The organism is Reyranella sp., from assembly GCF_965279625.1.
Classification (GTDB): domain Bacteria; phylum Pseudomonadota; class Alphaproteobacteria; order Reyranellales; family Reyranellaceae; genus Reyranella.
This window is the reverse complement of sequence record NZ_OZ257251.1, coordinates 5,720,765-5,746,662: the sequence shown is the minus strand read 5'-3', so window position 1 is coordinate 5,746,662 and position 25,898 is coordinate 5,720,765. Positions and strand designations below refer to the sequence as shown.

At 64.0% G+C, this 25,898-nt stretch carries 23 protein-coding genes and 1 tRNA gene; 15 read left to right on the top strand and 9 right to left on the bottom strand.

The features are described 5' to 3' along the window. Nucleotides 1-2 precede the first annotated feature (2 nt). The 4 genes from ACQY78_RS27865 (at nt 3) to ACQY78_RS27850 (ending at nt 3,184) form a co-directional block, all read left to right on the top strand. On the top strand, nt 3-1,187 hold the full coding sequence (locus ACQY78_RS27865) for a CaiB/BaiF CoA transferase family protein (protein WP_428681441.1): 1,185 nt from the start codon (nt 3-5) through the stop codon (nt 1,185-1,187). A gap of 53 nt (nt 1,188-1,240) precedes the next feature. Next, nucleotides 1,241-1,945, top strand: coding sequence for a DUF6134 family protein (locus ACQY78_RS27860; protein ID WP_428681439.1), 705 nt, complete (start codon nt 1,241-1,243; stop codon nt 1,943-1,945). 170 nt (nt 1,946-2,115) lie between these two features. Further along, entirely contained in the window at nt 2,116-2,325 is a 210-nt protein-coding gene (locus tag ACQY78_RS27855; protein WP_428681437.1) for a hypothetical protein, read from the top strand. A 1-nt stretch (nt 2,326) separates the two neighbouring features. Next, nucleotides 2,327-3,184, top strand: coding sequence for an alpha/beta fold hydrolase (locus ACQY78_RS27850; protein ID WP_428681435.1), 858 nt, complete (start codon nt 2,327-2,329; stop codon nt 3,182-3,184). A gap of 21 nt (nt 3,185-3,205) precedes the next feature. Here the strand turns inward: ACQY78_RS27850 and ACQY78_RS27845 are convergent, their stop codons facing one another. The 4 genes from ACQY78_RS27845 to ACQY78_RS27830 form a co-directional block, all read right to left on the bottom strand. After that, nucleotides 3,206-4,633, bottom strand: coding sequence for an efflux transporter outer membrane subunit (locus ACQY78_RS27845; protein ID WP_428681433.1), 1,428 nt, complete (start codon nt 4,631-4,633; stop codon nt 3,206-3,208). After that, complete coding sequence (locus ACQY78_RS27840) at nt 4,630-5,604, bottom strand: efflux RND transporter periplasmic adaptor subunit (protein ID WP_428681431.1); 975 nt, start codon at nt 5,602-5,604, stop codon at nt 4,630-4,632. The genes ACQY78_RS27845 and ACQY78_RS27840 overlap by 4 nt, the downstream gene beginning before the upstream one ends. Then, nucleotides 5,601-6,233 (bottom strand): ABC transporter ATP-binding protein, encoded by a 633-nt coding sequence (locus ACQY78_RS27835; protein ID WP_428681429.1) that lies wholly within the window; start codon nt 6,231-6,233, stop codon nt 5,601-5,603. The genes ACQY78_RS27840 and ACQY78_RS27835 overlap by 4 nt, the downstream gene beginning before the upstream one ends. 61 nt (nt 6,234-6,294) lie before the next feature. Further along, nucleotides 6,295-7,422: an ABC transporter permease gene (locus tag ACQY78_RS27830; protein ID WP_428681427.1), complete on the bottom strand. Its 1,128-nt coding sequence runs from the start codon at nt 7,420-7,422 to the stop codon at nt 6,295-6,297. 467 nt (nt 7,423-7,889) lie between these two features. Here ACQY78_RS27830 and ACQY78_RS27825 point away from each other — a divergent pair, with 467 nt between their 5' ends. The 10 genes from ACQY78_RS27825 (at nt 7,890) to ACQY78_RS27780 (ending at nt 18,851) form a co-directional block, all read left to right on the top strand. Further along, a complete protein-coding gene (locus ACQY78_RS27825; RefSeq protein ID WP_428686523.1) occupies nt 7,890-8,303 on the top strand; it encodes a helix-turn-helix domain-containing protein in 414 nt (137 codons plus the stop codon). 150 nt (nt 8,304-8,453) lie between these two features. Further along, complete coding sequence (locus ACQY78_RS27820) at nt 8,454-9,026, top strand: Spy/CpxP family protein refolding chaperone (RefSeq protein WP_428681425.1); 573 nt, start codon at nt 8,454-8,456, stop codon at nt 9,024-9,026. A 79-nt stretch (nt 9,027-9,105) separates the two neighbouring features. Continuing rightward, a complete protein-coding gene (locus ACQY78_RS27815) occupies nt 9,106-9,825 on the top strand; it encodes a response regulator (RefSeq protein WP_428681423.1) in 720 nt (239 codons plus the stop codon). Beyond that, complete coding sequence (locus ACQY78_RS27810) at nt 9,822-11,135, top strand: ATP-binding protein (RefSeq protein ID WP_428681421.1); 1,314 nt, start codon at nt 9,822-9,824, stop codon at nt 11,133-11,135. The genes ACQY78_RS27815 and ACQY78_RS27810 overlap by 4 nt, the downstream gene beginning before the upstream one ends. 223 nt (nt 11,136-11,358) lie before the next feature. Beyond that, nucleotides 11,359-12,018, top strand: a complete 660-nt coding sequence (locus tag ACQY78_RS27805) for an outer membrane protein (RefSeq protein WP_428681419.1) — start codon at nt 11,359-11,361, stop codon at nt 12,016-12,018. A gap of 579 nt (nt 12,019-12,597) precedes the next feature. Continuing rightward, a complete protein-coding gene (locus tag ACQY78_RS27800; protein ID WP_428681417.1) occupies nt 12,598-12,780 on the top strand; it encodes a hypothetical protein in 183 nt (60 codons plus the stop codon). Next, nucleotides 12,777-13,661, top strand: coding sequence for a S1 family peptidase (locus ACQY78_RS27795; RefSeq protein WP_428681415.1), 885 nt, complete (start codon nt 12,777-12,779; stop codon nt 13,659-13,661). The genes ACQY78_RS27800 and ACQY78_RS27795 overlap by 4 nt, the downstream gene beginning before the upstream one ends. Before the next feature lie 337 nt (nt 13,662-13,998). After that, on the top strand, nt 13,999-16,320 hold the full coding sequence (bamA, locus tag ACQY78_RS27790; protein WP_428681413.1) for an outer membrane protein assembly factor BamA: 2,322 nt from the start codon (nt 13,999-14,001) through the stop codon (nt 16,318-16,320). A gap of 156 nt (nt 16,321-16,476) precedes the next feature. After that, nucleotides 16,477-17,472, top strand: a complete 996-nt coding sequence (locus tag ACQY78_RS27785; protein ID WP_428681411.1) for a polysaccharide biosynthesis/export family protein — start codon at nt 16,477-16,479, stop codon at nt 17,470-17,472. Between the two features lie 971 nt (nt 17,473-18,443). Beyond that, nucleotides 18,444-18,851, top strand: coding sequence for an EF-hand domain-containing protein (locus tag ACQY78_RS27780; protein ID WP_428681409.1), 408 nt, complete (start codon nt 18,444-18,446; stop codon nt 18,849-18,851). A gap of 1,158 nt (nt 18,852-20,009) precedes the next feature. Here the strand turns inward: ACQY78_RS27780 and ACQY78_RS27775 are convergent. The 5 genes from ACQY78_RS27775 to ACQY78_RS27755 all read right to left on the bottom strand — a co-directional run bounded on the left by ACQY78_RS27775 (nt 20,010) and on the right by ACQY78_RS27755 (nt 24,820). Then, the gene (locus tag ACQY78_RS27775) at nt 20,010-20,480 is read right to left on the bottom strand and encodes a DUF3237 domain-containing protein (protein WP_428681407.1); all 471 of its coding nucleotides are present in this window, start codon (nt 20,478-20,480) and stop codon (nt 20,010-20,012) included. A 22-nt stretch (nt 20,481-20,502) separates the two neighbouring features. Beyond that, on the bottom strand, nt 20,503-22,116 hold the full coding sequence (locus tag ACQY78_RS27770; protein ID WP_428681405.1) for a class I adenylate-forming enzyme family protein: 1,614 nt from the start codon (nt 22,114-22,116) through the stop codon (nt 20,503-20,505). Nucleotides 22,117-22,123: 7 nt separating this feature from the next. Next, nucleotides 22,124-22,531 carry a rhodanese-like domain-containing protein gene (locus tag ACQY78_RS27765; RefSeq protein ID WP_422014905.1) on the bottom strand — a complete coding sequence of 136 codons (408 nt, stop codon included), beginning with the start codon at nt 22,529-22,531 and terminating at the stop codon, nt 22,124-22,126. A gap of 92 nt (nt 22,532-22,623) precedes the next feature. After that, nucleotides 22,624-24,672: an NAD(+) synthase gene (locus ACQY78_RS27760; RefSeq protein WP_428681402.1), complete on the bottom strand. Its 2,049-nt coding sequence runs from the start codon at nt 24,670-24,672 to the stop codon at nt 22,624-22,626. A gap of 73 nt (nt 24,673-24,745) precedes the next feature. Next, nucleotides 24,746-24,820 (bottom strand) — tRNA-Val (locus ACQY78_RS27755). A gap of 126 nt (nt 24,821-24,946) precedes the next feature. On the opposite strand from ACQY78_RS27755, the gene ACQY78_RS27750 reads away from it, so the two are divergent. Beyond that, a complete protein-coding gene (locus tag ACQY78_RS27750) occupies nt 24,947-25,849 on the top strand; it encodes an N-formylglutamate amidohydrolase (protein ID WP_428681400.1) in 903 nt (300 codons plus the stop codon). Nucleotides 25,850-25,898 lie beyond the last annotated feature (49 nt).

Below are 25,898 nucleotides of genomic sequence, written 5' to 3'. Positions count from 1 at the left end.
ATATGTCAGGCGTTCTTGAAGGCATCCGCGTACTCGATTTCGGCCGCTACATCGCCGGTCCGTTCTGCGGCACCATGCTGGCTGATCTCGGCGCCGAGGTGATCCGGGTCGAGAAGCTCGAGGGCAGCGAGGATCGCTGGGTGACGCCGGTCGTCGAGGGCGGCGAAGGCGCCATGTTCCTCCAGATGGGCCGCAACAAGCTCGGCCTCACCCTCAATCCGATGAAGCCCGAGGGCCGCGAGATCGTGAAGAAGCTGGTCGCGGCTTCCGACGTGGTGATCGCCAACCTGCCCTACGAAGACCTGCAGAAGATGGGCATCGACTACGAGACCATCTCGGCCATCAACCCGCGCATCATCCTCGCCACCACCTCGACCTTCGGCTCGGAAGGCCCCTACAAGACCCGCGTCGGCTTCGACACGATCGGCCAGGCGATGTCGGGCGCCATGCACCTCTCGGGCGACGGCGAAACGCCGACCCGCATGAACGCTCCCTTCGTCGATTTCGGCACCGCGCTGCTCAACACCGTGGGCGTGCTCGCGGCCCTGATGGACCGCGCCAAGAGCGGCAAGGGCCAGAAGGTCGAAACCGCCCTGCTGCGCACCGCCATCAACATCACCAACGGCCACCTGATCGAGCAGGCGATGCTCGACCTCAACCGCATCGCCACCCTCAACCGCGGCTTCACCGCGGGCCCGTCCGACACGTTCAAGTGCAAGGACGGCTGGATCTACGCCATGACGATCGGCCAGCCCCTGTTCGTGCGCTGGTGCAAGCTGATGGGTGACGAGAGCCTGGCGGCCGATCCGCGCTTCAAGGACGACCTCGCGCGCGGCGACAATGGCGAGGCCCTGTCGGCGATCATGCAGAAATGGTGCGACAGCCGCACGGTCGCGGAAACACTGGCGGCGCTCGAAGCCAGCCGCATTCCGGCCGGTCCCGTGTACACGCCGCAGCAGACGCTCGACGACAAGCACGTGCAGGAAGCCGGATTCTTCCACTCGATGGACTATCCGGGCGCCAAGATGGGCGTGCCGGTCCTCCAGGAGCCGGTGAAGCTATCGCGCACCCCCCTCACCATCCGGCGCCGCGCGCCGACCCTGGGGGAGCACACGGACCAGATTCTGCAGGAACTGGGCTACGGCGCTGACGACATTGCCAGGTTGAGGACCGACCGGGTCGTTTGAGGGGGGCTGATCCAGGGGCTTCTAAGAGCGTATAATGGCTCAGGAGCTGACCCATGATGCGACGTCTACTGCTTGCGTTGATGACGGCGGGCTTCTGCAACTCGGCAGGAGTGCTGGCCGCGCAGGACCTGCCGTATGGCCAAAGCCACGTTTTTGCCGCTTTCCGCAATGGCGAGCGGATCGGTACGCACACGCTCACCTTCCAGCAGAGTGGCGACAAGCGTGTCGTGACGACCTCGATCGACTTTGCGGTCAAGGCGCTCGGCTTGACCATGTATCGCTACATGCATCGCGGCCAAGAGGTCTGGAACGGCAACACGTTCGAATCGATCTCGACCCAGACCGATGATAACGGCACCAAGTACGGCGTGAAGGCCAAGCAAAACGCCGCTGGTGTTGCAGTCGTCCGCGACGGTGGCAGCGCACCGAAATTGTCGGCCGACGATGTCGGCTTCCAGCAGGGCGGTGCCAAGCAGGAAACGCTCCCGGCAGGCACGCTTCCGTCGACCCACTGGAATCTGAACCAGGTCAAACAGTCGGCGATGCTCAACAGCCAGAACGGCGCGCTCGCGAAGGTCCAGATCACGCCCAGGGGCCGCGAGACCATCAAGACGGCCAACGGCACCCTTGAGGCGACGCGATATTCCTATACCGGCGATGTTCAGATGGATCAGTGGTTCGATGATCGGGGCCGCTGGGTGAAGGCCTCTTTCAAGGCTTCCGACGGGTCTACGATCGAGTACATACTGCAGGAATGATACCTGCAGATTGTTTCGCGAGGCTGCCCGACCTCCTGTCTGACGATGCCGACCTCCTGAGACGCGGCCGCTGGCTGAACGTCGAGTGCAGGATCGACATCGGTAGCGAGCCTTTCCATCTGACCTTTAGGGACGGCACCCTCGCCTCCTTCGATCGCGGAACGCGCCTGATGCGATCCACTGCCTTTACTGTACGCGGCAGCGACGAAGCGTGGCGGCATCACTGGCGCAAAATGCCCGAGCCCGGTTGGCACGACCTGTTCGCGCTCACCAAGCGCGGCGCCGCCTCGCTCGAAGGCGATCTGCGGCCGCTGCTGCAGAACCTGCAGGTTTTCAAGGACCTGCTGGCCCTGCCCCGCCGCCTGCCGGAGGCCCCCTGACATGGCGCCCGTTTTCGACCCAATGGTCGGCCGTTACCTGCGGCTCGACATCGACGGCACGCCGCATCGCCTGTACTTCGAGGAGGCCGGTAGCGGGATCCCCCTCGTCTGCCTGCACACGGCGGGCGCCGACGGTCGCCAGTTCCGCCATCTCCTCGCCGACCCCGAGATCACCAGCCGCTTCCGCGTGATCGCGTTCGACATGCCCTGGCATGGCAAGTCGACGCCACCGGACGGCTGGGAGACGACCGAGTACCGCCTGACCACGGCCTCCTACACCGCCGCGATCCGCGCTTTCTGCCAGGCCCTGGAACTCGACCGGCCGGTGGTGATGGGCTGCTCCATCGGCGGCCGCATCGTGCTCAACCTCGCCATCGAACACGCAGCCGAGTTCCGTGCCCTCGTGGCGCTCGAAGCCGCCGATTTCCAGCAGCCGTGGTACGACACGGCGTGGCTGCACCGTCCCGACGTCCATGGCGGCGAAGTCTGCGCCGCTCTGATCTCAGGCCTGATCGCGCCGCAAAGCCCGCCGGTCAGTCGCCACGAGACGCTGTGGATGTACATGCAGGGCGGCCCCGGCATCTTCAAAGGCGATCTCTATTTCTATCGGGTCGACGGCGATCTGCGCGAGAAGGTGAAGTCGATCGACACCGAGTTCTGCCCGCTCTATCTGCTGACCGGCGAGTACGACTTCTCCTGCACCGCCGAGGACACGCTGCGCACGGCGTCGCAGATTGCCGGCGCGCAGGTACAGGTCATGAAGGAACTCGGCCACTTCCCGATGAGCGAGAACCCGACGAAGTTCCGTGAATACATCCTGCCCGTGCTGGACAAGATCGCCATGAGTTCCCGCCCGTAACCTTGAAGTCTCCGGCGCCGGCTACCAACCGCCGCCAAGGCCCTTGAAGATCGCCACGATGTCCTTCAGCACCTGGCCCTCGACCACAGCCAGTGAATCCTGGTTGCTATAGAGCGACTGCTCGGCTTCGAGGACATCGAGGAAACTCGTGAGGCCCCGGCTGTAGAGGTCTTTCGCGAGCTTCAGGGCCGAGCCGTAGTTCGCAACGGCGGCGGTCAGGGTGACGGCCTTCTGCCGGTCGGCGCGATAGTTCGCGAAGGCGTTCTCCACGTCCTGCAGAGCCGCCAGCACGGAGGCTCGATAGGCTCCGGCCGCCTGGTTGGCTTGAGCGATCGCGGCATCCTTCTGGTAGCCCAGCTTGCCGGCATTGAAGATCGGCAGGCTGATGGAGGGGCCGATCGACCAGGTGCCCGGCACGCCGATCGAGACGCCGCTGATATTGGTCTGGCTTGCGCCAATGTTGCCGGTCAGGGAGATGGCCGGCAGCAGCTTCGCCTGCTCCACGCCAATGCGCGCGGTCGCGGCCGCCAGCTTACGCTCGGATTTCACCACGTCCGGGCGGCGCCGCAGGAGATCCGCCGGGATGCCCGTGTCGATCGCGCCCTGGAAACGCGGCAGCGCCTTGCTGACGCCGAGCCAGGCGTCGAGATCAGTGGGCGACCGGGCCATCAGCACGGCGAGCTTGTGTCGCGCCTCGGCTGCGGCCGAACGTAACGGTGGCAGGTTGGCCTCCGCCGCGGCCAGCGAGCCCTTGGCCTTGAGGACATCGGACTCCGAGACGAGGTTGGCGTTGAGTCGCGCCTGGGTGAGCGCCAGCGTGTCGCGATAACGCCCGACCGCCGCCTCGCCGACCTGCATGCGCAGCTGTGCCGTGCGCAGGTCGACATAGGCCTTGGCGACGTCACCGACGACGGACAAGCGGGCCGAGCGAACGTCCGCTTCCGCCGCCTCCGCCTCGGCTTTGTATGCCTCTACCGACCGCCGCGTCTTGCCCCAGAGATCGAGTTCCCAGCTCGCGTCGATACCGACACTGCCGGACACCGAGGTGGCGACGGACGTATTGCTCGACGTCGACACCGAGGAGCTGTTCATGCTGTTTCCGGCGACGCCGTAGCTCACGCCGCGGGAGGCCGTCCCTGAGGCGCTCCCGTCCAGCGTCGGGAACAGGCCCGACCGCGTGGCGCCCAGGTTGGCACGGGCCTCGGCCAGCCGGTCCACGGCCTGGGCCACGTCAAGGTTCTGCGCCGTCGAATCCTGCACCAGCTTGGCCAGGATGTCGTCATGGAAGGCATCCCACCATCGGGCATCGGCCGAGACGCCGCCGGGCGTCGAGGCCTCGGTCCAGGTCTGCGGCGTCGAGATGTCCGGCGTCGTGTAATCCGGTCCGACCATGCAGCCCGGCAGCATCGCGGCGAGGCCGGTCAGGGCGAGCCATCGAAGGGCGCTCATGGCCGGGCTCCAGTGCTGCTCGCCAGCGGCGGCGCCTTGATGAAGACATCGACCTGCTGCCCGATATAGGAGGGCATGCTGTTGCGATCGAACGTGTAGACGACCTGAAGGACGCGCGTGTCGACCCGCTCGGTACTAGAGCCCGTGAGCGAGGTCTTGGGCTTCACATAGGGCTCGACATAGGCGAACTTCAGATCGGTGGCGAGGTCCCTGTTGCCCCGGACGGCGGCGCGCGCCGGCTCTCCCGCCTTCATCCGCCAGGCATCGTTCTCGTCGATGTCGACGCGAACAGCAAAGCTGCTGGTCTCACCCAGCAGCAGCAAGGGCGTCGCGTTCACGGCCGCGGCAGCGAACTCGCCCTTGCGCACGTTAACCTGCAACACCTCGCCCTCGAGCGGCGCGCGCACGATGCGACGCTCGATGGCAACGCGCGCGCTGTCGCGCTGGGCCTTGGCATTGTCGAGATCGGCGATGGCTTGCGTGAGTTTCGCCGTGTAGATCGCCACGTTGGCGCGGCGCTTGGCGGTCTCCTCGCCGCTGACAGCGCGCGTGTCGAGGCGCTCGACGTTGCGCAACTGCTGGCGATAATCCTCGAGCGTCGCCTCCGCTTCCTTCACCTTTGCCTGCGCCGATGTGACCGCCGTGTCCTTGACCCGCAGATCGGCCTCGGCGTCGGCGCCTTCGATGCGGAACAGCGGTTGCCCCGCCTGCACCTTGTCCCCCACCTTGATGAAGATCTCCTCGACCACGCCGGAAACAGGCGTCGCCACTTCGACATTTCGGGTGGCCGCCTCAATCAGACCGGCGCCGGCGATGTAGGAATCGTACGGGGCTTGCGCTGGTTGAGCGACGATCTCCGCGATCGCGGCAGGACGGCTCGCCCGTGTCGCGATGACGAGCGCGAAGGCGAGCCCGGCGAAGGCGAGCACCGGGATTGCCACACGCAGTAGCAGATTGAACCTGCTTCTCATGATGCTTTCAATTCCATGCTGACAATTTGACCGTCGTTCATCGTGGCGATGCGGTCGGCATACTTGAAGATCCGGTTGTCGTGCGTGACGATGACGAGGGCGCGACCGTCGCGCAGGGCGACCTCACGCAGGAGCTGCATGAGCGTGTCCCCGGTCTTTTCGTCGAGCGCGCTGGTGGGCTCGTCGCACACCAGGATCCGCGGCTCGTGCACGAGCGCCCGCGCCACGGCGACGCGTTGCTGCTGGCCGCCCGAAAGGTCATTCGGTCTGCCGCCGCCGCGCCCCCCCAATCCCAGACTTTCCAGAACGCGCCCGGCCTTGGCCAGTGCCTCACGGCGCCCGACTCCATTGAGAAGCAAGGGCACCGCAACGTTCTCGGCCGACGAGAGCGACGGGATCAGATTGTAGGACTGGAAAACGAAGCCAATGTCGGCCCGGCGAAGCTTCGCCTTTTCACTGGCGTTCAGGCGCGCGAGATCGCGGCCGAGCACCTGGCAGTCGCCGCCATCATGATCCAGGACCGAAGCGATGATGGAGATCAGGGTCGTCTTGCCACAGCCCGATGGCCCGACGAGCATCAGCAGTTCGCCCAGCGGCACGTCGAGATCGACGCCCCGCAACGCCTTCACCTGCGCTTCGCCCTCGCCGAACGACTTGGTCAATCCCCGGCAGCGGATGGCTATTTGGGGCTCAGCCACGGAACACCGTCGCCGGCTCGAGACGCATGACGGGACGCGCACTAATCGCGGCGGCAAGCAGGCTGACGGTCACGACCGCCCCCGCGCCTGCCGCCACCAGCCAGAGGTTCAGTTCGAAGGCGATGGGGCCGGAATTGCCGCTTGACCCGAAGAAGCTCACCGCACCGATGCCGATACCGAAGCCCTGCATGGCCGCGGTCAATGCCTGAAAGGCGATCATCGCAAGAAGCAGCCTGTTGCTGGCGCCCATCGCCTTGAGCACGCCGAAATATCGCAGGTGATCGAGCGTGAAATTGTAGAAGGTCTGTCCGGCGATACCTCCGCCGATCGCGAAGGCGATGATCGAGGAGATCGCGAAGTTCAGGAAGATACCCGACTTGAACAGGAAAAACTCGCGGCTGAGGTTGCGGAATTCCTTGCTCGTGTAGGCCGCAAGCCCGGTGTACTTGCGAATGTCGGCCGCGACGCGGGGCGCATCGGCCGGGTCCTTCAACTTGACCAGGATGAACGAGAGGATCTTGCGCTCAGACGACAGGAAGGTCTTCGCACGGGAATAGGTCGTGTAGATGACCGGCTGCGACTGGAAGCCGGGCGTGCCCTGATGAAGCCCGACGACGGTGGCGCGCTTGTCGTTGAGCTCCAGGGTCGATCCAATACCGAGCGGCGTCGCCGGCCCCGAACCATTGGGTTGCGCGAGCCGTCCATTCGCGCTGGCTGTATCCACGAGCACGGCATCGCTCTGGCGCAGATCGCTCAGATTGCCCTGTGAGATTTGCGCCGGCCCCCCGATCAGGCTCGCATCGTCTATGCCGATGATCTGGCTGGCGACGGAATTGCCGTCGGCGAGGCGCACCTTGATCGACCCGCGATAGAGGGGCACCGCCCAGGCGACACCGGTGATGCCTTTCACCCGGTAGAGCTGGGTATCCTGCAGGGCCTTGGCATCGTCGATATTCTCGACTTTGGGGTCCACCACCCACAGGTCGACCACCGGAAGCTCGGTGATGACCGCGGTGCTCCGCGACAGGATTCCAAGGAATATTGCCGGCTGCTGCACCATCATGAAGGCCGTGAAGGACAAGGCCGCGACGATGCCAATGTACTTTCCCCGCTCATTCATGAGCATGATCAACGCGATACGAAGCATTCCAGGCAATGTGGTGCGTCGGCTCCTTTAGACAAAGCGCGCCATTGTAACGGCCGGTAACGACATCCAAGGCAGACACACCCAGATACAAATCTGCGGCTCGCCACCAATTGCGTTTCCAAATGTTTCGCGAATATCAATAGACACAGGTTGCAGCATATACGCCGCCGCAACTAGTGGATACGCCCACGCATCGCGCGCTATCAAGAGTCATGACGGGACGCCGGACAATGCTCCTCATCACCTTGTTCATTTCCACCCTGTGCGCCATGCGCGTGCTAGCGGGATCGGATCTCCCTGCCCGACACAGGCAGAACGGCTTTGCCGTCGTGCCGATCGCCAGCGTCAGCGCTCGCGTTCTGTCCAATCACTGATAGCCGATAGCACTCGGGGAGGTTGTTTTGGGTTATCATCCCGTCGATGTACATGTCGGCAACCGCATGCGACAGCGTCGGTCGCTATTGGGCATGAGCCAGACGGCGCTGGCACGCTCGGTCGGCCTCACTTTCCAGCAAGTGCAGAAGTACGAACGCGGCGCGAACCGCATGGGGGCGAGCCGCTTGTTCGAATTCGCTGCGGTTCTCGGTGTGCCGGTCGCCTACTTCTTCGACGAAATCCCGGCAACTGCTTCTGGTGCATCCGGGGTAACAGGCAAGCCCCGCTCGGATCGGGAGGACCACGTCCCGCCCTCGCTCGACCTGCTGTCCCGGCGCGAAACGCTCGAGCTGGTTCGGGCATACTACAAGATCCACCCCGCCGTGCTGCGCCAGAAGCTCAGCTGGCTCATAACGAGTCTTGCAAGTGAAAGCCCCCAGCCCCGGAAGCGCCTCTCCGCGAAGCGGCCCCGCACGTGATGCGATGGTACGAGACGAGTCGCGGAATATTGTTTCCATGTGTTTCGGACAGGCAACGAGAAACCTGTCGGCACCAATTGAGAAGGCGCACCCCGCTCCTTTTTGCTGAACTTGTGCGAGTGTCTCCGGGCGCACAATTGGGGACGCTACATGTCACGATTCTACTGGGTACTCGGCGGGGCCTTGGGTTTGATCGCCGCCGCCTGGACGGTATCGGCACAACCAATGCCGCCCGGTACAGGCCCCCTCCCGAACCTGCCGCCCTCGCCGGGGATGATGCCGCCGCCGCCGGGCCGTCCTCCATTTTCCCCCGCCATGGCATGGGGTCCCGGCGAAGGCATACCAAGGCCACCACTCCATGCACAGTCGCCGGAATGGCCCGGCTTTGCGGAAGTCTGCGCCGACAGCCTGGCGCATCGGGCCGCCGCGCGGGCCTATCTGAAGGCGCGCCTCGACCTCACACCGCAGCAGCTTCCAATGTGGCAGGAACTCGACGCGGTCGCGACCGAAGGCGACATGGAAGAGCGCCAGGCCTGCGCGAAGCTGCCAGCGACGCCTGCAGATCTTTCCGTCCTGCAACGGCTGGACACGGCAGAAGAACGAACCGCCCGTCAACTGGCCCATCTCCGCAAGATCAAAGACCCCTTGCGCAAGCTGACGGCCACTCTCTCAATCGAGCAGCAGAAGCAGATCGACCGTTCGATGCCCCCCTTGCCATTCTGAGGGACGTACTACGGGACAGCGTGCGCAAACGAAAAATCAAACCAGTTTCGTTCGGCAAGCCATTGTATGATCCTGCCTGATGGCTCGCTCATCCCATATCCTGATCGTCGAAGACGATCGCGAGATCCGAACCATGGTGACGCGCTTCCTGCAGAAGCACGGCTTCCGTGTATCGGCCGCCGATTGCGCGCGCGCGATGGACAAGATCCTGTCCGCCGCCCGGATCGACCTGATGATCCTCGACATCATGCTGCCCGGAGAGGACGGTCTGAGCATCTGCCGTCGCATCCGCGCCGACTCCGCGATGCCCGTGATCATGTTGACGGCGAGCGGCGAGCCGACGGCCAGGGTGGTCGGGCTGGAGATGGGCGCGGACGACTACATCGCCAAGCCATTTGACCCCTACGAGCTCCTGGCGCGCATCAAGGCAGTCCTGCGGCGTGCCAGCGCCATGCCGGCGACCCTGGAAGCCGCCGCACCTGCAATCATGCGTTTCGCGGGCTGGCAACTGAATACCATCGCTCGCGAGCTCATCAATCCCGAGAGCAGCAGGATAACCCTCACAAGCGCGGAGTTCGATCTCCTAACCGCCTTCTGCCGTCATGCCCAGCGTACGCTGACCCGCGACCAGTTACTCGACCTCACGCAGGGGCGCGCCGGCGCTCCGCTCGACCGCAGCATCGACATCCTGGTCAGTCGCATCCGGCGCAAGATCGAACATGACCCGCGGGACCCGGAGCTGATCAAGACGGTCCGCAGCGGCGGCTATATCTTCACCCCGGAAGTCGTGTCCGAATGAGAGTACGAGACTGGCTGCGGTCGGGTCGTATCACGGTCCAGATCACGGCTTTGGTGTTCACATCGGGCGTGCTGGCGCTCAGCGTCATCACGCTGGTGATCTTCAATCTGCCCTACGACCAGGCGGTGCCCGACAATCCGCATCGCAGCGCCGCAACGCGCATCGGCACTCTCATTCGGGTGCTGGACGTGCTTCCGCCCTCCGGCCGTGCCAGCGTCGCCAGTGCCTACGCCGGCAGCGATCTCACGATCGAGCTGCTCCCCTCAGGCTCTGCGGGACCGCAAACACCATCAGCGGGAAGCCATCCCATAATCTCGCTGATCGCGCGGGACCTACCAAGCGGTAGCCACGTCACTTCCGCCATCGAGCAACCCAACCACTGGATGACGGTATCCACGACACTCGTCGACGGGACGGCGGTGCGGTTCGATCTGAAGCTCGAACCGCCACCCGTAGCCCCGGTGCCGTTTCTGCCCCCCCTTCTTTTCCTCGCAGCCCTGAGCATCGCGCTGGTGATCTGGACTGCACTCCGGATCGTGGCCCCCCTGAGGCGCTTCTCCCTGGCCGTCGACAAATTCGGCGTGGCAGGACAGGCACAGCCCCTCGCAGAAGAGGGTCCTGTCGAGATCCGGCTTGCTACCGCCGCGTTCAACCGAATGAGCAATCGTATCATCCGCCTGATCGACGATCGCACGCAGATGATGATGGCGATCAGTCATGATCTGCGGACCCCCCTCACCCGACTGCGGCTGCGCGCGGAGGAAGTTGCCAGCGAAGAAGCAAGGCGGGGCATCCTGCGGGATATCGAGCTCATGGAGTCCTCGATCTCGGAGGCCGTCACCAATCTCCGGCACGTCAGCGCACGGGAAGCGCGCGTCCGCGCGGACCTGCCGTCCCTGCTGGAATCCATCTGCAGCGACTTTGCCGATGCGGGATACACGATCGAGTATATCGGCCCCGACAAGCTCGCCGCCACGTTGAGGCCCCAGGCATTCACGCGCGCGATCACCAATCTCGTGCAGAACGCGACGAAGTACGGAACACGCGTCGTTGTACGATTGCAGGGGGAAGGCAAAACGGCAGTAATCGATGTGGAGGATGACGGCCCCGGCATCCGGGATGAGGAGAAGGAAGCCGTTCTAGAACCCTTCTACCGCTCCGATACCGCGCGACAGGATCCCGGCGGCTTCGGGCTCGGATTGGCCATCGCCTTCGAGGTCGCGCGCGATCACGGAGGAATACTCACCCTGCACGATTGCGTGCCGCACGGACTGCGCGCGCGAATACGTCTGCTTGTCGAACCGATCTGACGCTGCCACCGGCGTCGCGCGCGGAAGAGCGTGATCTCTGACCAGTCCGACCCACCGCCCGATCGCTCTCCGCCATCGCACACGAACAACTCGTCACGATTTGCTTCCGGCGGGGACATCGACACGCACAGAAACAAGTCCGCCGCCGCCGAGCATTCAAAGCTGGGGCGCCAACGCGTAGGTTTCGTGCGCTCACATCGAGCGCCCCCTGAAAGGAACCAACATGGCGAGAAATCGCAAGAAGACGTCATCGCTTGAGCATGTCCATTCCGTGCAACGGGAATCCTATCGCCACCGCGCCCTGAAGATCGCACTTCCGGCGGTTGGTGCATTGCTCGCGTTGGCACCGATCGCCGCATCCGCGCAACAGGCCGCCTCATCGCTTCAGGGCAAGGGTTTCTATGTCGGCCTGGAGAGCGGCCTCAACTGGCTTCTGAACAGCAATGGCAATAGCAACCAGACCGGATATGCCGTTGGCGGCGTTGCCGGCTACGACTTCTTCGGTCCTCGGCTCGAACTGGAGGTCATGTATCGTAACAACTCCGGCAACGGCCCGGCCCCCAACGGATGGGCGACCGGCCAGACCAAGCAGCTCTCCACCATGGTGAACGGCCTGTACGACTTCCGGCCCGGCGACATCATCACACCCTATGCTGGTGCCGGCATCGGCATGGCCTTCGCGGACCCCAGCCTGGGCAGTGGCTGCAGCATGTGCAGCACCAACTTTGCCTACCAGGCGATCCTGGGCGTCGGATACAACGCAAGCCCGTCGATGCGCGTCAACCTCGATGCGCGCTACTACGGAACGACAAATCCCGGCACCTATACCAACAACGATATCTCGGTGATGCTGGGGGCGACGTACCGGTTTGGCAAACCGTAATCCGTAGCTGCGCGCACATTATGCCGCCACACTTTCTGTCTTTGCGTCACTAACGTTTCTCCATCCATCGGCCAATGAACCAGCCCCCTGGCCGATGGCCGGTCGCCGATGGGACTCACGTCTCATCGGCGACCGGCACCCGCGCTTCCTCGCCCGGTATCCAGTCAGTGCCGACGAGGAGGCGCGGGCCCTTGCCAGGTCCTTCAAGCGACGCCCGCTGACGCCGAAATCCTATCGGCATCCTTTGACATGGCAGGCGCGGTACGATTGCCGGAAGGGATCCTCTTCCCGCTCGACCACCCGGCCTGGGTTGGCCTTCGCAGACCGATACACAGCGCCCCTCTCCTAACAGCCCGCCCGCGATCGCGTTCGTGGAAATCTATCGCCACTAGAGAGGCCGATGCTCGCGCTGGTGATGACGCACGTGACATTCGGGAATCGCTTGTCACGACACGTTGCCATCTCCAATCGCGACATCTTCAGAAGCAAATCGCTCGGCCGCCCATGTTCCAGGGCGAGTCCCGACCTCGTACGATGGGACACGCAAAGCGAACAGCAACGACATGAGGCGTCCACACGATGAGTGACCCGTACGTGATCGAGGTCTGGGGCGAACCTGCCGGCATTCTGATCGAGCATAACCGCCGCTTCCGCTTCTTTGCGGTATCGCACCTCTATGCTGCACTGAGCGGTTCTTCCTACCGCACGCGCGGACATGCCCGCCTAGCGGCCGCTCACCTCCGCAAAGAGATGTCGAGATGAGCAATCGGATCGAGGCGCCATGGGTCCGCGCGTGCCGACTGATGTCCGCTACGCTTCTTCTTTCCGCCGCCAGCGTCGTATCCGTCAACGGTGCATCGGCGCAGACACGACCGCTCGCCACAGATGAAAACGTGGCGGTCGCCCCGGAGATGCTCCCGGAAGGACGGTTTCCCGATGGAGCGCCCTCCATCGTCCGCATCACTTGTGAGGCTTCCGGCATCGTTGGCACGGCGTTCAAGCACAAGAGCGGATACCTGCTGGCATCCAACAGTTCAATCCGCAGCTGCACCGACGTGATCGTCGGTCTGCCGTCCGGTGACGAGATCATCGCCGAGGTGATTGCGCGGGACCCGCAAATGGATCTCGCCATACTGCTGCCGAAAGCACCGATTGCCGGTCGGCCGCTGGAGCTTGCACGGCTGCAGGACGTACCCATAGGCACCGCAACGGCGACCATAGGATACCCTGCGGGACACATCGGCAATTCGGCCCGTCTCTTTCTGGGATACGTGTCGGGCATCTATCGGATGCAGATCGAGCCCGGGCGGTCTTTCAGCAAGCTCATTCTCGGTGGCAACTACAACTCTGGCCTGGCCGGCAGCCCCCTCTTCGACAAGGAAGGGAATGTCATCGGGATACTCGCCGGCACCATGTCCCCGCTCTCCGACAGCACCGTGTCTGCGCTCAACGCACTGAAGGCCGAGCAAGGGTCTACCTTCATCTGGCAGCAGCCGGACGGCGTCAAAGTCGCACTCTCGCATGGCCAGGTCGTGGCCATGGTACTCGAGGAGATCCTCATGCAGGGTCACTATCTCGTTGGACTTGCGACGCCGCTTCAGGAGCTCAACGAATTCCTGACGAAGTACGGCATCGAGCCATAGGGTCGCGGCGAAGCACTTCGCCGCTCTCGCCTTCCACACAATCCAGACTCTCGCGGCACCGTCCGGCCACCCGCTCGGGCGGTCACCATCGTGTGTGTTCATGCACGGCTACGTCCTCTGCGGATCGCCTCGAGTTTGTTCCTTCCAGTTGTTTCTCATCCTGAATCAGAAAGGTGCGGACACAAATCTCGAGCAAGCGCGCTCTTCGTCCGCCCGATTCGTCAGCCATACACAGCTACTCCGAGTGAAGCGTTCAAATCGTCGTGGAGGTTCGTGTGAGCGGAAGCATTGCACCAGCGCGTGGGTACCATGTCGAGCGTGGCATACGTTGCCGGCGTTGAACTCCACCGCACGGCCGGGCATGTATCGCTGGACCTCCTTCGGCAAGGCACTGCTCACCCTCGTAGCCCTGTGTGCGATCGCCTGGCCTGCAGTCGCCCAGCGCGCCCCCGCAGGCACGATTGCTGGTATCCAGATCCAGGGTAATGTCCGCTCCGAGCCGGAGACGATCCGCTCGTACCTGCAGCTCAAGGTCGGCGAACCGTTCGACGCGGCCGCGGCCGACCGCTCGCTCAAGGCGCTCTTTGCGACGGGCTTGTTCTCAGACGTCGTGATCGAGATGCAGGGCTCGACCCTGGTCGTGAAGGTCACGGAAAACCCGATCATCAATCGCGTCGCGTTCGAGGGAAACAAGAAGGTCGACGACGACAAGCTGCGCGACGAAGTGCAGTCGAAGCCGCGGCAGGTCTTCACGCGCGCGCGCGTCCAGGCGGACGTCGATCGCATCCTGACCATCTATCGCCGCAGCGGCCGCTACAACGCCTCGGTCGAGCCCAAGATCATCAGGCTCGAACAGGGACGCGTCGACGTGGTCTTCGAGATCAACGAAGGCGACGTCACGGGCGTGAAGCGCATCAGCTTCGTCGGCAACCAGGCATTCGGCGACGGCACCCTGCGGGGCAAGATCCGGACGTCGGAGAGCGCCTGGTGGCGTTTCCTGTCGTCGGACGACCGGTTCGATCCCGACCGCCTGAACCTCGATCGCGAGCTTCTGCGCAAGTTCTATCTCTCGGAAGGGTACGCGGACTTCCGCGTGGTCTCGTCCGTCGCCGAGCTTGCCCCCAATCGCGAAGGGTTCTTCATTACCTTCACGATCAACGAGGGCGACCGCTACAAATTCGGCAAGGTCGATGTGACGAGCCGGTTCCAGGGCCTGAACGTCGACGTCCTCAAGACCTTCCTGACCATCGCGGCAGGCGACTGGTACGACGCGGACGAGGTCGAAAAGTCGGTCTCGAACATTTCCGAGGCGGTGGGATCGCTGGGCTACGCGTTCGTGGACGTGCGCCCTAACATCCAGCGCAACCGCGACAACAACACCGTCGACGTGACGTTCGACGTCCAGGAGGGACCTCGCGTCTACGTCGAGCGCATCAACATTTCGGGCAACACGCGAACGCTCGACAAGGTGATCCGGCGCGAGTTCCGCCTGGCCGAGGGCGATGCCTTCAACACCGCCAAAGTCCGCCGCAGCCAGCAGCGACTGCGCAACCTCGGCTTCTTCGAGAAGGTCGACGTCGCGGCGGCACCGGGCTCGGCGCCGGACAAAACCAATCTCGAGGTTCAGGTCGTCGAGCAGAGCACGGGCGAAATATCCTTCGGCGCCGGCTACAGCAGCTCCTCGGGTGTCGTCGGGACGATCTCCGTCCGTGAACGCAATCTGCGAGGCGCCGGCGAGGACGTGAACCTCAGCGTTTCTCTCGGCACCCAAAGCAGCCAGGGCACGATCAGCTTCACCCAGCCATACTTCCTCGATCGCGAATTGTCGGCGGGCGTCGACCTCTTCGTGACGCAGAACGACCGTCAGAGCACTTCGAGCTACAGCGATTCCAGTCTCGGTTTCGCCTTTCGCGGCGGCTGGGCCTATACTGAAGCCCTCCGGCAGACGCTACGGTATACGCTCAAGCAGACCAACATTTACGATGTGCAGTACTGGGCCTCTTCCGTCATCCAGGCCCAGGCCGGCTATTCGACCCTTTCCGAACTGTCCACGACCGTCGCGTGGGATACGAGAGATCAGCGCCTCAACACGACAAAGGGCTGGCTGCTGCGTGGGAGCCTCTCTGCGGCGGGGCCCGGAGGCGATCAGTTCTACTTGAGAGGCAATGTCGATGCGGCGTATTTCCAGCCGCTCTTCGCGGAGGTCGTGGCCTCGATCACCGGTTCCGTGGGCGCCATAGCGCCCTATTCCAACGCTTACGTTCGGCTAAACAACCTCTTCTTCCTCGGCGGTGACTCGTTGCGTGGCTTCGCCGTCGGCGGCGTCGGCCCGCGTGACGGCTACACCACCGATTCCCTGGGAGGCACGTATTTCTACACCGCCTCGGCCGAACTCTCGTTTCCAATCCCCCTCGTGCCCAAGGAAGTCGGTCTCGTTGGCAAGGCTTTCACGGACATTGGATCGCTGTGGGGCGTGCAGTCGGTGACCTCGAACAACACTTCGGTCCTGACGAGCGAGCTGATGCGCGTCTCGGCAGGCATAGGGATCCAATGGGCGTCGCCGTTCGGACCAATCCGCATCGACTATGCGTTGCCGCTTCAATATGAGCCCTGGGACAAGCTGCAGAACGTCCGCTTCAGCTTTGGCACACGCTTTTGACCCGGAACGAGATGCATCTTCGAAGCGCGGGGTGACACAAAGGTGCGACGACCAACGGTCAAGGGGTGTGAGTGCCCACCTGTTCGCGTTCTGTGTGCCATCCTGTTGGCCGTCACCCTTGCAGGCTGCCAGATACTGCCAGGCGCCGGCCCAAACATGAATGACGCGGCTGGCAAGTCCACGTCTGCGCTGCCGTATGACGTGGTCAATCTGGATGCCAGCACCGTCGCCGCATACCGTCCTGACCGTTCCGACAGCGCGCCCGCCCCTGCTCCGACGCTCAAACGCGGCCAGGCGACGCTGGCGAGCGGCGACACCGTACGCGTGAAGATCTACGGGAAGTACGAAGGCGGGCCTTACCCGACGCTACGGGATGGTGGCGCAGGCTTCGGCGCGCGTCGTATCGACGAGACCGGCACCGTGAAAGTGCCCTATGCGGGGAATATCCGCGTCGCCGGACTGACGATCCCGGAAGCGGAAATGCACATCCTGGCCCAGTTGCCCGACAAGACGCAGGATCCCCAAGTGGTGGTCGAACTCGCCGAAGACCGATCCCACACGATCATGATCTCGGGAGAGATCAAAAGCCCCGGCCGTCTTTCGACGCTCGACGGCGTAAACACTGTCGTGGAAGCCATCAACCGGGCTGGAGGAGCGGCCACCGGGACGCAGTCGACATCCCACCTGGAAGTTGTTGTGCGCCGTAGCGGCAGCCTCCTCCTGCGCACTCAGCTTCCCAAGGTTCTCAATGGCAACGACATCCGCATTGAACCGGGTGACGAGATCGTTCTCAGGCCGAATGCACGGACCTTCTCGGCCTTTGGCGCTGTCATGAAGGCCGGGAACGTCGACATTGCGCGGCCCGACCTCAGCCTGCTCGAGGCCCTCGGCGCCGTCGGCGGCCTGATGGATGAGCGCGCCAACAAGACCGGTGTGTACGTATTCAGGCTGGGCGATCCCGATGACCCGACCAGCAGGTCGAAGATATTCCGGCTCGATTTGATGCAGCCGGTATCGATGTTCGTGGCCCAGCAGTTCAATGTGCGCGACAGAGACGTCATCTACGTCACGAATGCGCCCCTGTATGAATACGACAAGGCATTGACGGCGCTTTATCGGACGGCGTCGGTCTACGGCGTCTTGAAGGATTGAACGAGGTCACTCAGAGCCACTCGAACACGGCGTTGCCGGACCAAGGCTACTGTTACGTACCCCATGTAACTCACCTTGTCTCAAGCCCCGCAGACACGTTTCGTTACAACTTCTTGTACCGATCAGAATTTCCCACGAGCTACGCTCGGGGCTGCGAAACGCTGGACGATCCGTGCGCCGCGGCCAGAAATTGCGCCGGTCGGGAGCGGCATTCGGCAGTCGTAAGGAGTTCGGATGAATTTCGATTTGCGGTGGACCGTTGCCGTGCCTTCGTGTGGCTCAATATGGAATTGCAGGACGACGAACTTGCCATGCGCCCTGGGCGTCGGGCCACGGCCTGCGCCTTTGCGAAGGCCAGCCCTCGCGACGGCCTTTGCACCGTTGACCTTCGGCAGCGCGACTAGCCGCGCGATGCTTGCCCGCCATGCCAACCGCATCGTCTCCAGCTGGCGCATTGGCACCTGCGTCCCTGCCATTGCTTTCGGCGCGCCGTGAACATCCGGCCAACAGCCTTCGCAGCCGCTTGCTCCGCGAGCCGCGGCGCACGCGCGTCTGGTGAAAGACGTTCTGCGCCTTCAGCGCACGCACGCGTGGTTACCTGCGCCGACAGCCAATCAATCGTATCCAAGCATGTCGGCTCGGCCGGTCGACAGAATCCGTTACAACTCTCGACGGCCCGGCAGGCGTCAGGACACGAAGAGTATGGCACTGTTCCCTCGGATCACGCCGGGTTCCTCCCCCACGAAGGGCCTTCATTCTCCCTCTCCAAGGTCTGCCTGGCGTGGTCCACCTCCACACTTCCCTGGATCCGAACGAGTCGCCCTCCTGCGGCGTCCGCTCGGCCTGCGCGAGGGGTCCTGCAGGTTTTCACTACAGGTGTTCTTCTTCTGGCGCTAAGCGGTACCGGGGCTTCCCTGCCCGCGCAGCCGGTACAAGGATCAATCCATGATCCGCGACAGACTCCCGACCCATTGCTCGCAGGCTATTCGCGCTGGGACCTGGATTTCGACGGCGTACTGACCTGTCAGGAATGGAAACGATACGCCGAGCAACTCTTCCGGCGCTCAGACAAGAACGGCGACGGCGTGCTGGAGCGCGAGGAGTTCGCGACCCTCGGCAAGCACGAACCGATCTTCGCAAAGGCAGATCTGGCATATTTCGATGACAACGGGGATGGGCGCGTCGACCTTCGTGAGTTTGCCGACAAGCCCAATCCTGTCTTCGTCCGCTACGATCGCAACCGCGACTGCCAGCTGACTGCCGAGGAAGCCCGCGGCGGAAGCGCATCGGGCAGTCCACCGAGCGCTCCCTCCAGGAAGCCGCAGAAGCCGCCAGCGGGCGGAATTGAACGCGCGGGTAATGCGTCGGGCGCGCCATAATCGAAGCGATGAAGCACTGACTGACGCTCTCAGCGCCGACGAACGCCGAATGCAGACCGGCATCTGACCTCCGCGCCGACATCACGGTGGTGCACCCGCGCTTCTGTCACCTGGAAAGGCCTCTATGATCCGAGGGGCGATCCATGCCGCGATCCATTCCGTGGTTGCCGCCCGATGTTGCAACAAACAGCGCTACGACAAGAGACACAACGACGAGCGCGTACGCGAGGCCGCGGGAAATGCAGGAGCGCCAGCTCATTAGTGTCCTCGCTTGGTTTCCCGGTCACTATCTGGAGGCGCATTCCTTGTGTCTAAGACGAACACGCTCGGAGTTGTTTCCGCTCGTTTCGCTCCCTCGTCAGAAATTCCTGGAAACACACTTGCGGCGGCACGTCCGGCCTCGGCACGAAGTGGGCTCGCCTGGCCATCGGGCTACGTATCCAGAGATGCAAGGTTGTTGTTGCCGGACCTTTCGGGTCAGCCCGCAGCAGCATATCGAAACAATGTAGGAGCTGCGTTTCCTGCCGTTGTCCGGGACTGTACCCATCCCTTGTGCCATCGCCCCGTTCAATCTGGTCGATCGCGCTTCATAGTTCCACGGAAGCCAAATGCATCGATTCCCAGCCCCCGGAAAGCCGGAGCACGCAGAGCGCGCTCGGACGGCAACCCTCTCGTCTCGCTTCGAGCTGGAAGCGTGATAGCCGTGGTCTCGCCAGGATCATCGGACCGACGGGACTCTGCGCTCGTCGTTTGTCAGTGCCGGGTTCTGCCCAGTGCCCAGACCATCGGCTATACGGTGAGCTTCTATGCCAAGCGTGGCGAACCGGATGGCTGGTCTCTTGAAGCCTACAGCCATATACGTGGCCTCGCTCGCCTGCCGGAGAGTACCGGCACCCAGGAGCAGCGCACATGGCAAAGCGCAGTCGTACGCCGACTACGCCGGCAAGGTGTCGAAGTCCTGTCCAGTCGAGACGCCGATGCCTACGAAAAGGTAAAGGGTCGTCTTTGGTCCCTGGTCTGGAGAACACCGATCCTACGATACATCCTTCTTTGCTGAGTGTGCGTCGGGACGGATCGGTGGAGTCGGGCCGTTGGTCGGCAGCGGGTTGACGAACAGCCCACAGCGCGAGCGCTGATCGCGATGCGCGGCACCGCCCCTCAGAGGATCTGGAAGACCTCGTAGACCGGTCCTGCGGCCTCGCGCCGGCCGGTCGAGACGCAGACGATGCGGTTGAGGAAGCGGTACTTTTCCGACGCCGTCTCGAACCAGGGCGTGGCGCGGAAGTAATACTGGCTGGGGTCGACCTTCAAGCCCATGTTGAGTTGCTCCATCACCCACGCCGGCCCGTGCCGCATGCCGCGATAGCTCATGTAGATGAGGTGTCCGTCGTCGGTCTTGAGCGTGAGCCGCACGTCGAGCTGGAGGATGCCGTCGCGCCGCAGCAGCAGCCAGTCGCCGGCCGGCGCTGGCAGGACGGTGCCGCGCAATTCCTCGCCCTCGAACGTGCCGCCCGTCACGGTCGCGATGCGACGGCGGCCATAGGGCGTCTCGCCGACATCGACAAAGTTAGGATCGACCTGGAGCGCCAGCGTGAAGAGATGGGTGGAACGGAGAGTCGGTTCGCTCATGCTAATCCTCGAATCTTGGCCGTCAGATCTTGGCCGTCCGACCTTCCCAGTAGGGAGCGCGGAGTTCGCGCTTCATGATCTTGCCTATGGTACTGCGCGGAAGCGAGTCGCGGAACTCGACGGCGACAAGTCGCTGCGTCTTGCTGAGTTGGCCGTTCGCCCATTCGCGCACCGCTTCCTCGCCAACCGTCGCACCGGCGCGGCGCACGCACAAGGCCATCGGCGATTCGCCCCACTGATCGCTCGGCACGCCGATCACGGCGACGTCGATCACGTCGGGGTGCTTCAGCAGGAGCACCTCGATGTCGGCGGCGTAGACGTTGAAGCCGCCCGAGATGATCATGTCCTTCTTGCGATCGAGCAGGATCAGGAACCCGTCCTCGTCGAGCTTGCCCATGTCGCCGGACTTGAAGAACAGCCTGCCGTCGGTGTCGTGCCAGAACAGCTCGCGGGTCTTGTCGTCCTGCTTGTAGTAGCCCTTCATCATCATCTCGGCGCGACCGGCGATCTCGCCGACCTCGCCCTGGGCCAGCTCCCGGCCCTGCTCGTCGAGGATCTTCAGCTCGACGCCGAAGCCCGGCTTGCCGACCGTGTGGAGCTTGTCGGGATGCAGGTTGGCTTCGAGCATGCAGCTGCCGCCGCCCTCGGTCAGGCCGTAGATCTCGATCAGCCGGCCGGGCCAGCGCGCGAGGCAGTCGGCCTTCACCTGGGCGCGCAGCGGCGCGCTGGTCGAGAGCTTGGCCTTGAAGGAACCGAGGTCGTACTTGTCGAAATCGGGATGGGCCAGGATGCGCTGATACTGGACGGGCACCAGCATGGCATGCGTGGCCCGCTCGGCCTGGGCCAGGTCGAGGAACTTCACCACGTCGGACTTGCGCATCAGGATCGACGTGCCGCCAACGCCGACGGTGGCCAGCAGCGCGACCAGCGTGGTGTTGGAATAGAGCGGCGTCGAGACCAGCGAGATCGTGTCCGGCCCGTAATCGAAGGCCGGAAAGCGCACGGGAAGCTGGCTGCGCAGCGCGTGCGAATGAAGGATGCCCTTGGGCAGGCCGGTCGTGCCGGAACTGTAGATGATGTTGAAGTCGTCGAGCGGACCGATCCCCGTCTCGAACGGCGCGTCACTGGCCGGCGCCAGCCAGGCTTCGAAATCCTGCCACCCCGGCCGGCCGAAGTCGTAGGCGATGCGGCCGCCGGCCACGAGCTTGCCCAGGCGACCCTCATACGGCTCGACCAGAGCGCGATACTGGTCCGACAGGAACAGGACCTTGGCGTCGCAATCGTCGAGCATCTTCTCGAGTGCGTCCGCGGCGGCCATCGTCGAGAGCGGCACGACGCAGACGCCGGCCCGCAGGCCGCCCATGAAGGTCTCGAGATACTCGATCGAGTTGGCGGCCAGGATCGCGATCTTGTCGCCGCGCCCCAGTCCCATTTCCGACAGACGCCGGGCGATCCTGTTGATGCGGGCGTCGAACGCCTGCCAGCTCCGCACCACGCCGTCGCACTTCACCGCCGGCTTGCCCGGATGGCTCAGCGCATGCCGGGCGACATAGGCCGGGATCGACGTGAACTCGGGAATGTCGTCGATGACCGGCTGCGGCACGGTAGGTTGGCTGGCGGGCGGCTCGACGCTCACGACTGACCTACTTCTTGGGCTCGACCGTCTCCACCGGACCGCCGGCCTTCTTCCAGGCGCCGAAGCCGCCTTCGAAATGGGCGACCGGGGTGAGGCCCATGTCCTGCGCCGTCTTGGTCGACAGGGCCGAGCGCCAGGCGCCGGCGCAGAAGAACACGAACTTGTTGCCTGTCTGGAAGTAATCCTTGGCGTAGGGGCTGTGCGGATCGATCCACATTTCCAGCATGCCACGCGTCACGTTGATGGCGCCGGGAATGGTGCCGTCGCGCCACAGTTCGCGCGGGTCGCGGATGTCGATGAAGGTCACGTCCGGCTGGCCGTGCATCTTCATCGCGTCGGCCAGCGACAGCGTCTCGATCTGGCTGTTGGCCTCGTCGACCATCTGCTGGACCGTCTTCTTGATTTCGAGCGGCATCGTATCCTCCTACGCGCTTGCTTCGAGCGTCAGTAGCATTTTGGCCCGAGCGCGCAAACGACCGCCCGCTCGCCGCGTGAAAATCGCTACAGCTATTTTCCGCCGGTCCCCGGGATGGCCTTCATCTCCTCGAGCCACACGTCGGGGCTGCCGTCGGAGGGCGCCCGCCAGTCGCCGCGCGGCGAGAGCGACCCGCCGGACGAGATCTTCGGTCCGTTGGGCAGCGCCGAGCGCTTGAACTGGTTGGTGAAGAAGCGGCGCAGGAACAGCGCGAGCCAGCTGCGGATCTCTTCGAGCGTGTAAGCACGCCGCGTTCCTTCCGGCAGGTTGGCCGGCCAGGCGCCCTTCTCCATGTCGTGCCAGGCATTCCAGGCGAGGAAGGCGATCTTCGACGGCCGGTAGCCCAGCCGTGTCAGGTAGAAGAGATTGAAGTCCTGCAGCGCATAGGGACCGACGAAGCTCTCGGTCGCCTGCACGACGCCCTTCTCCCCCGCCGGAATGAGCTCGGGCGAGATTTCGGTGTTCAGGATGTCGTGCAGGATCTCCGCCGTGTCCGTGCTCACGTCACCGGAGGCGGCGACGAAGCGGATCAGATGCTGGATCAGCGTCTTGGAGACCGAACCGTTGGGATTGTAGTGGGACATGTGATCGCCCACGCCGTAGGTGCACCAACCCAGCCCCAGCTCGGACAGATCTCCGGTGCCGACCACCATGCCGCGCTGCTGGTTGGCCAGGCGGAACAGATAGTCGGTGCGCAGGCCCGCCTGCACGTTCTCGAACGTCACGTCGTAGAGCTTCTCGCCCTTGGCGAAGGGATGGCCGATATCGGCCAGCATCTGGGTGGCGGCCGGCTTGATGTCGATCTCCGCCGCTGTGACGCCGAGCGCCTTCATCAAACGCCAGGCATTGGTGTGCGTCTTGTCGGAAGTGCCGAAGCCCGGCATCGTGTAGGCGAAGACGTTCTTGCGGCTGAGCCCCAGCTGATCCATCGCGCGGCAGGCCACGATCAGCGCATGCGTCGAATCGAGGCCGCCCGAGACGCCGATGACGGCATTCTCCGTGCGGCTCGACTGCAGGCGCTGCGCCAGCCCCTGGACCTGAATGTTGTAGGCCTCGTAGCAATTGTCGCGCAGCTTGGCCGGATCGGACGGCACGTAGGGGAAGCGCTCGATGGCGCGGTCCAGCGCGACACGGTCCTGCGGCGGATCGAACGCGAACCGGACCTGCCGGAAGCGCTCGACCCTTTCCTTCTCCTGCAGCGCGCAGTCGGCGAAGCCGTTGTAGCGCAGCCGCTCCTGGCGGATGCGGCCGACATCGACGTCGGCCTGGATCATCGTCGACTCAAGCTCGAAGCGCTGCGATTCTACGAGCTGGTCACCCAGCTCGTAGATCGCGGCGTGACCGTCCCAGGCGAGATCGGTCGTGGATTCCCCCCGCCCCGACGCCGAGTAGGCGTAGGCAGCGACCGCGCGCATCGACTGGCTGCCGCACAGCAGCCGCCGCGCCTCGGCCTTGCCGATGGTGATGTTGCTGGCCGACAGGTTGACCAGAAGCTCGGCGCCCGCCAGCGCCGCATGGCTCGACGGCGGGATCGGGACCCAAACGTCCTCGCAGATCTCGACATGGAAGGTGAGATCGAGGCCGGTCGCCTTGAACAGCAGGTCGGTGCCGAAAGGCACGGTCTGTCCGGCCAGCTCGAGCTCCTGGCAGATGACGTTGGCGCCCGAGATGAAATGACGCTTCTCGTAGAACTCGCGATAGTTCGGCAGGAAGGTCTTGGGCACCACGCCCAGCACCTTGCCGCGATGGATGACGACCGCGGTGTTGTAGAGCCGGTTCGTCACGCGCAGCGGCGCCCCGACGATCAGGACGGGGAAGAGATCGCGCGAGGCCTCGACGACCCTGGCGATCGACCGCTCGACCTCGTCGAGCAGCGCGTCCTGCAGCAGCAGGTCCTCGATGGCATAGGAAGAGAGCCCCAGTTCGGGAAAGACCATGACGGCCGCCCGCGCCGCATCGCCCTGGCTGGCGAGCTTCAGCGTCTCGGCCAGATTGTAGGCCGCATCGGCCACGCGGGTGCGCGGCACGCAGCAGGCCACGCGCACGAACTCATGGGAATAAAGCGAAAAGAAATCAGACATCGGAACTCCAGCCATTCCCTAGTGGTGCCTTGGACACCGGTTTCGATCAAGGGGTGCTGGAAAGAGAAGGCGATGGTGGGCGCGACAGGGATCGAACCTGTGGCCACTGCCATGTCAAGACAGTGCTCTACCGCTGAGCTACGCGCCCATCACCTGCTGCTGCCCGGGTTTCGAAACGCCCCGGAGCGCGGAGGCCGGTCGTCTACATTGCCGCAAACGGATTGGCAAGTGCGCGAAGCGTGACGCGACCGGATTCGCGGGCTATGACCGAAGAATGGATTTCGCCCCGGTCCTGACCGATCACGAGGCCCTGGATTGCCGTTTGCCGGCGCAACAGACCGTGCCGGTCGTCGTTGCGTCGCCGCATAGCGGATCGATCTATCCCGCCTCGTTCCTCGAACAGGCGGCGGTTTCGCTCTCCGCGCTCCGCCGGGCGGAAGACGCCTTCGTGGACGAGCTGTTCGCTGCCGCGCCGTCGCTCGGCATGCCCTTCCTGGCCGCGCGCTTCCCCCGCTCCTACGTCGATGCCAACCGCGAACCCTATGAACTCGATCCCGGCATGTTCGAGGGGCCTCTGCCGCGGCCGCTTAACCATCGGACCACGCGGGTAGCGGCCGGCCTCGGGATGATTCCGCGGGTTGCCGCCAGCGGGGAGGCAATCTACCGCGGCCGGGTCCCCTCCGAGACGATCGAGCACCGGCTCGAGACCTGCTGGCGTCCCTATCACCAGACCCTCTCCCTGCTGGTCGAGAACACCTACAGCAGTTTCGGCGGCGCCCTGTTGATCGATGCCCATTCCATGCCCTCCTCGGCCTCCAATCTGGGATCGCGGGACCCCGATCAGAGGGTCGACATCGTGCTGGGCGACAATCACGGCGAGGCGTGCGCGCCTGAATTCACCGCCGCCGCCGAACGGTGGTTCCGCGCAGGCGGCCTGCGCGTATTGCGCAACCAGCCTTATGCCGGCGGCTTCACGACGCAGCGCTACGGAAGGCCCGCCCTCGCCCGGCATACGCTGCAGATCGAGATCAACCGATCACTCTACATGGATGAGGCGCGGCACGAGAGGCTTCCCGTGGCCGGGGTCATCGCCCGGCTCATGACCGGCCTGCTGGAGACGATGGCCCAGCAGGCTCAGGAAACGCTGCCGCCGCCGCGACCGCTCGCCGCCGAGTAAATCACCCGATCCAGCCGCCTGCGCAAAAGCCGACCGCGCAAAAAAAAAG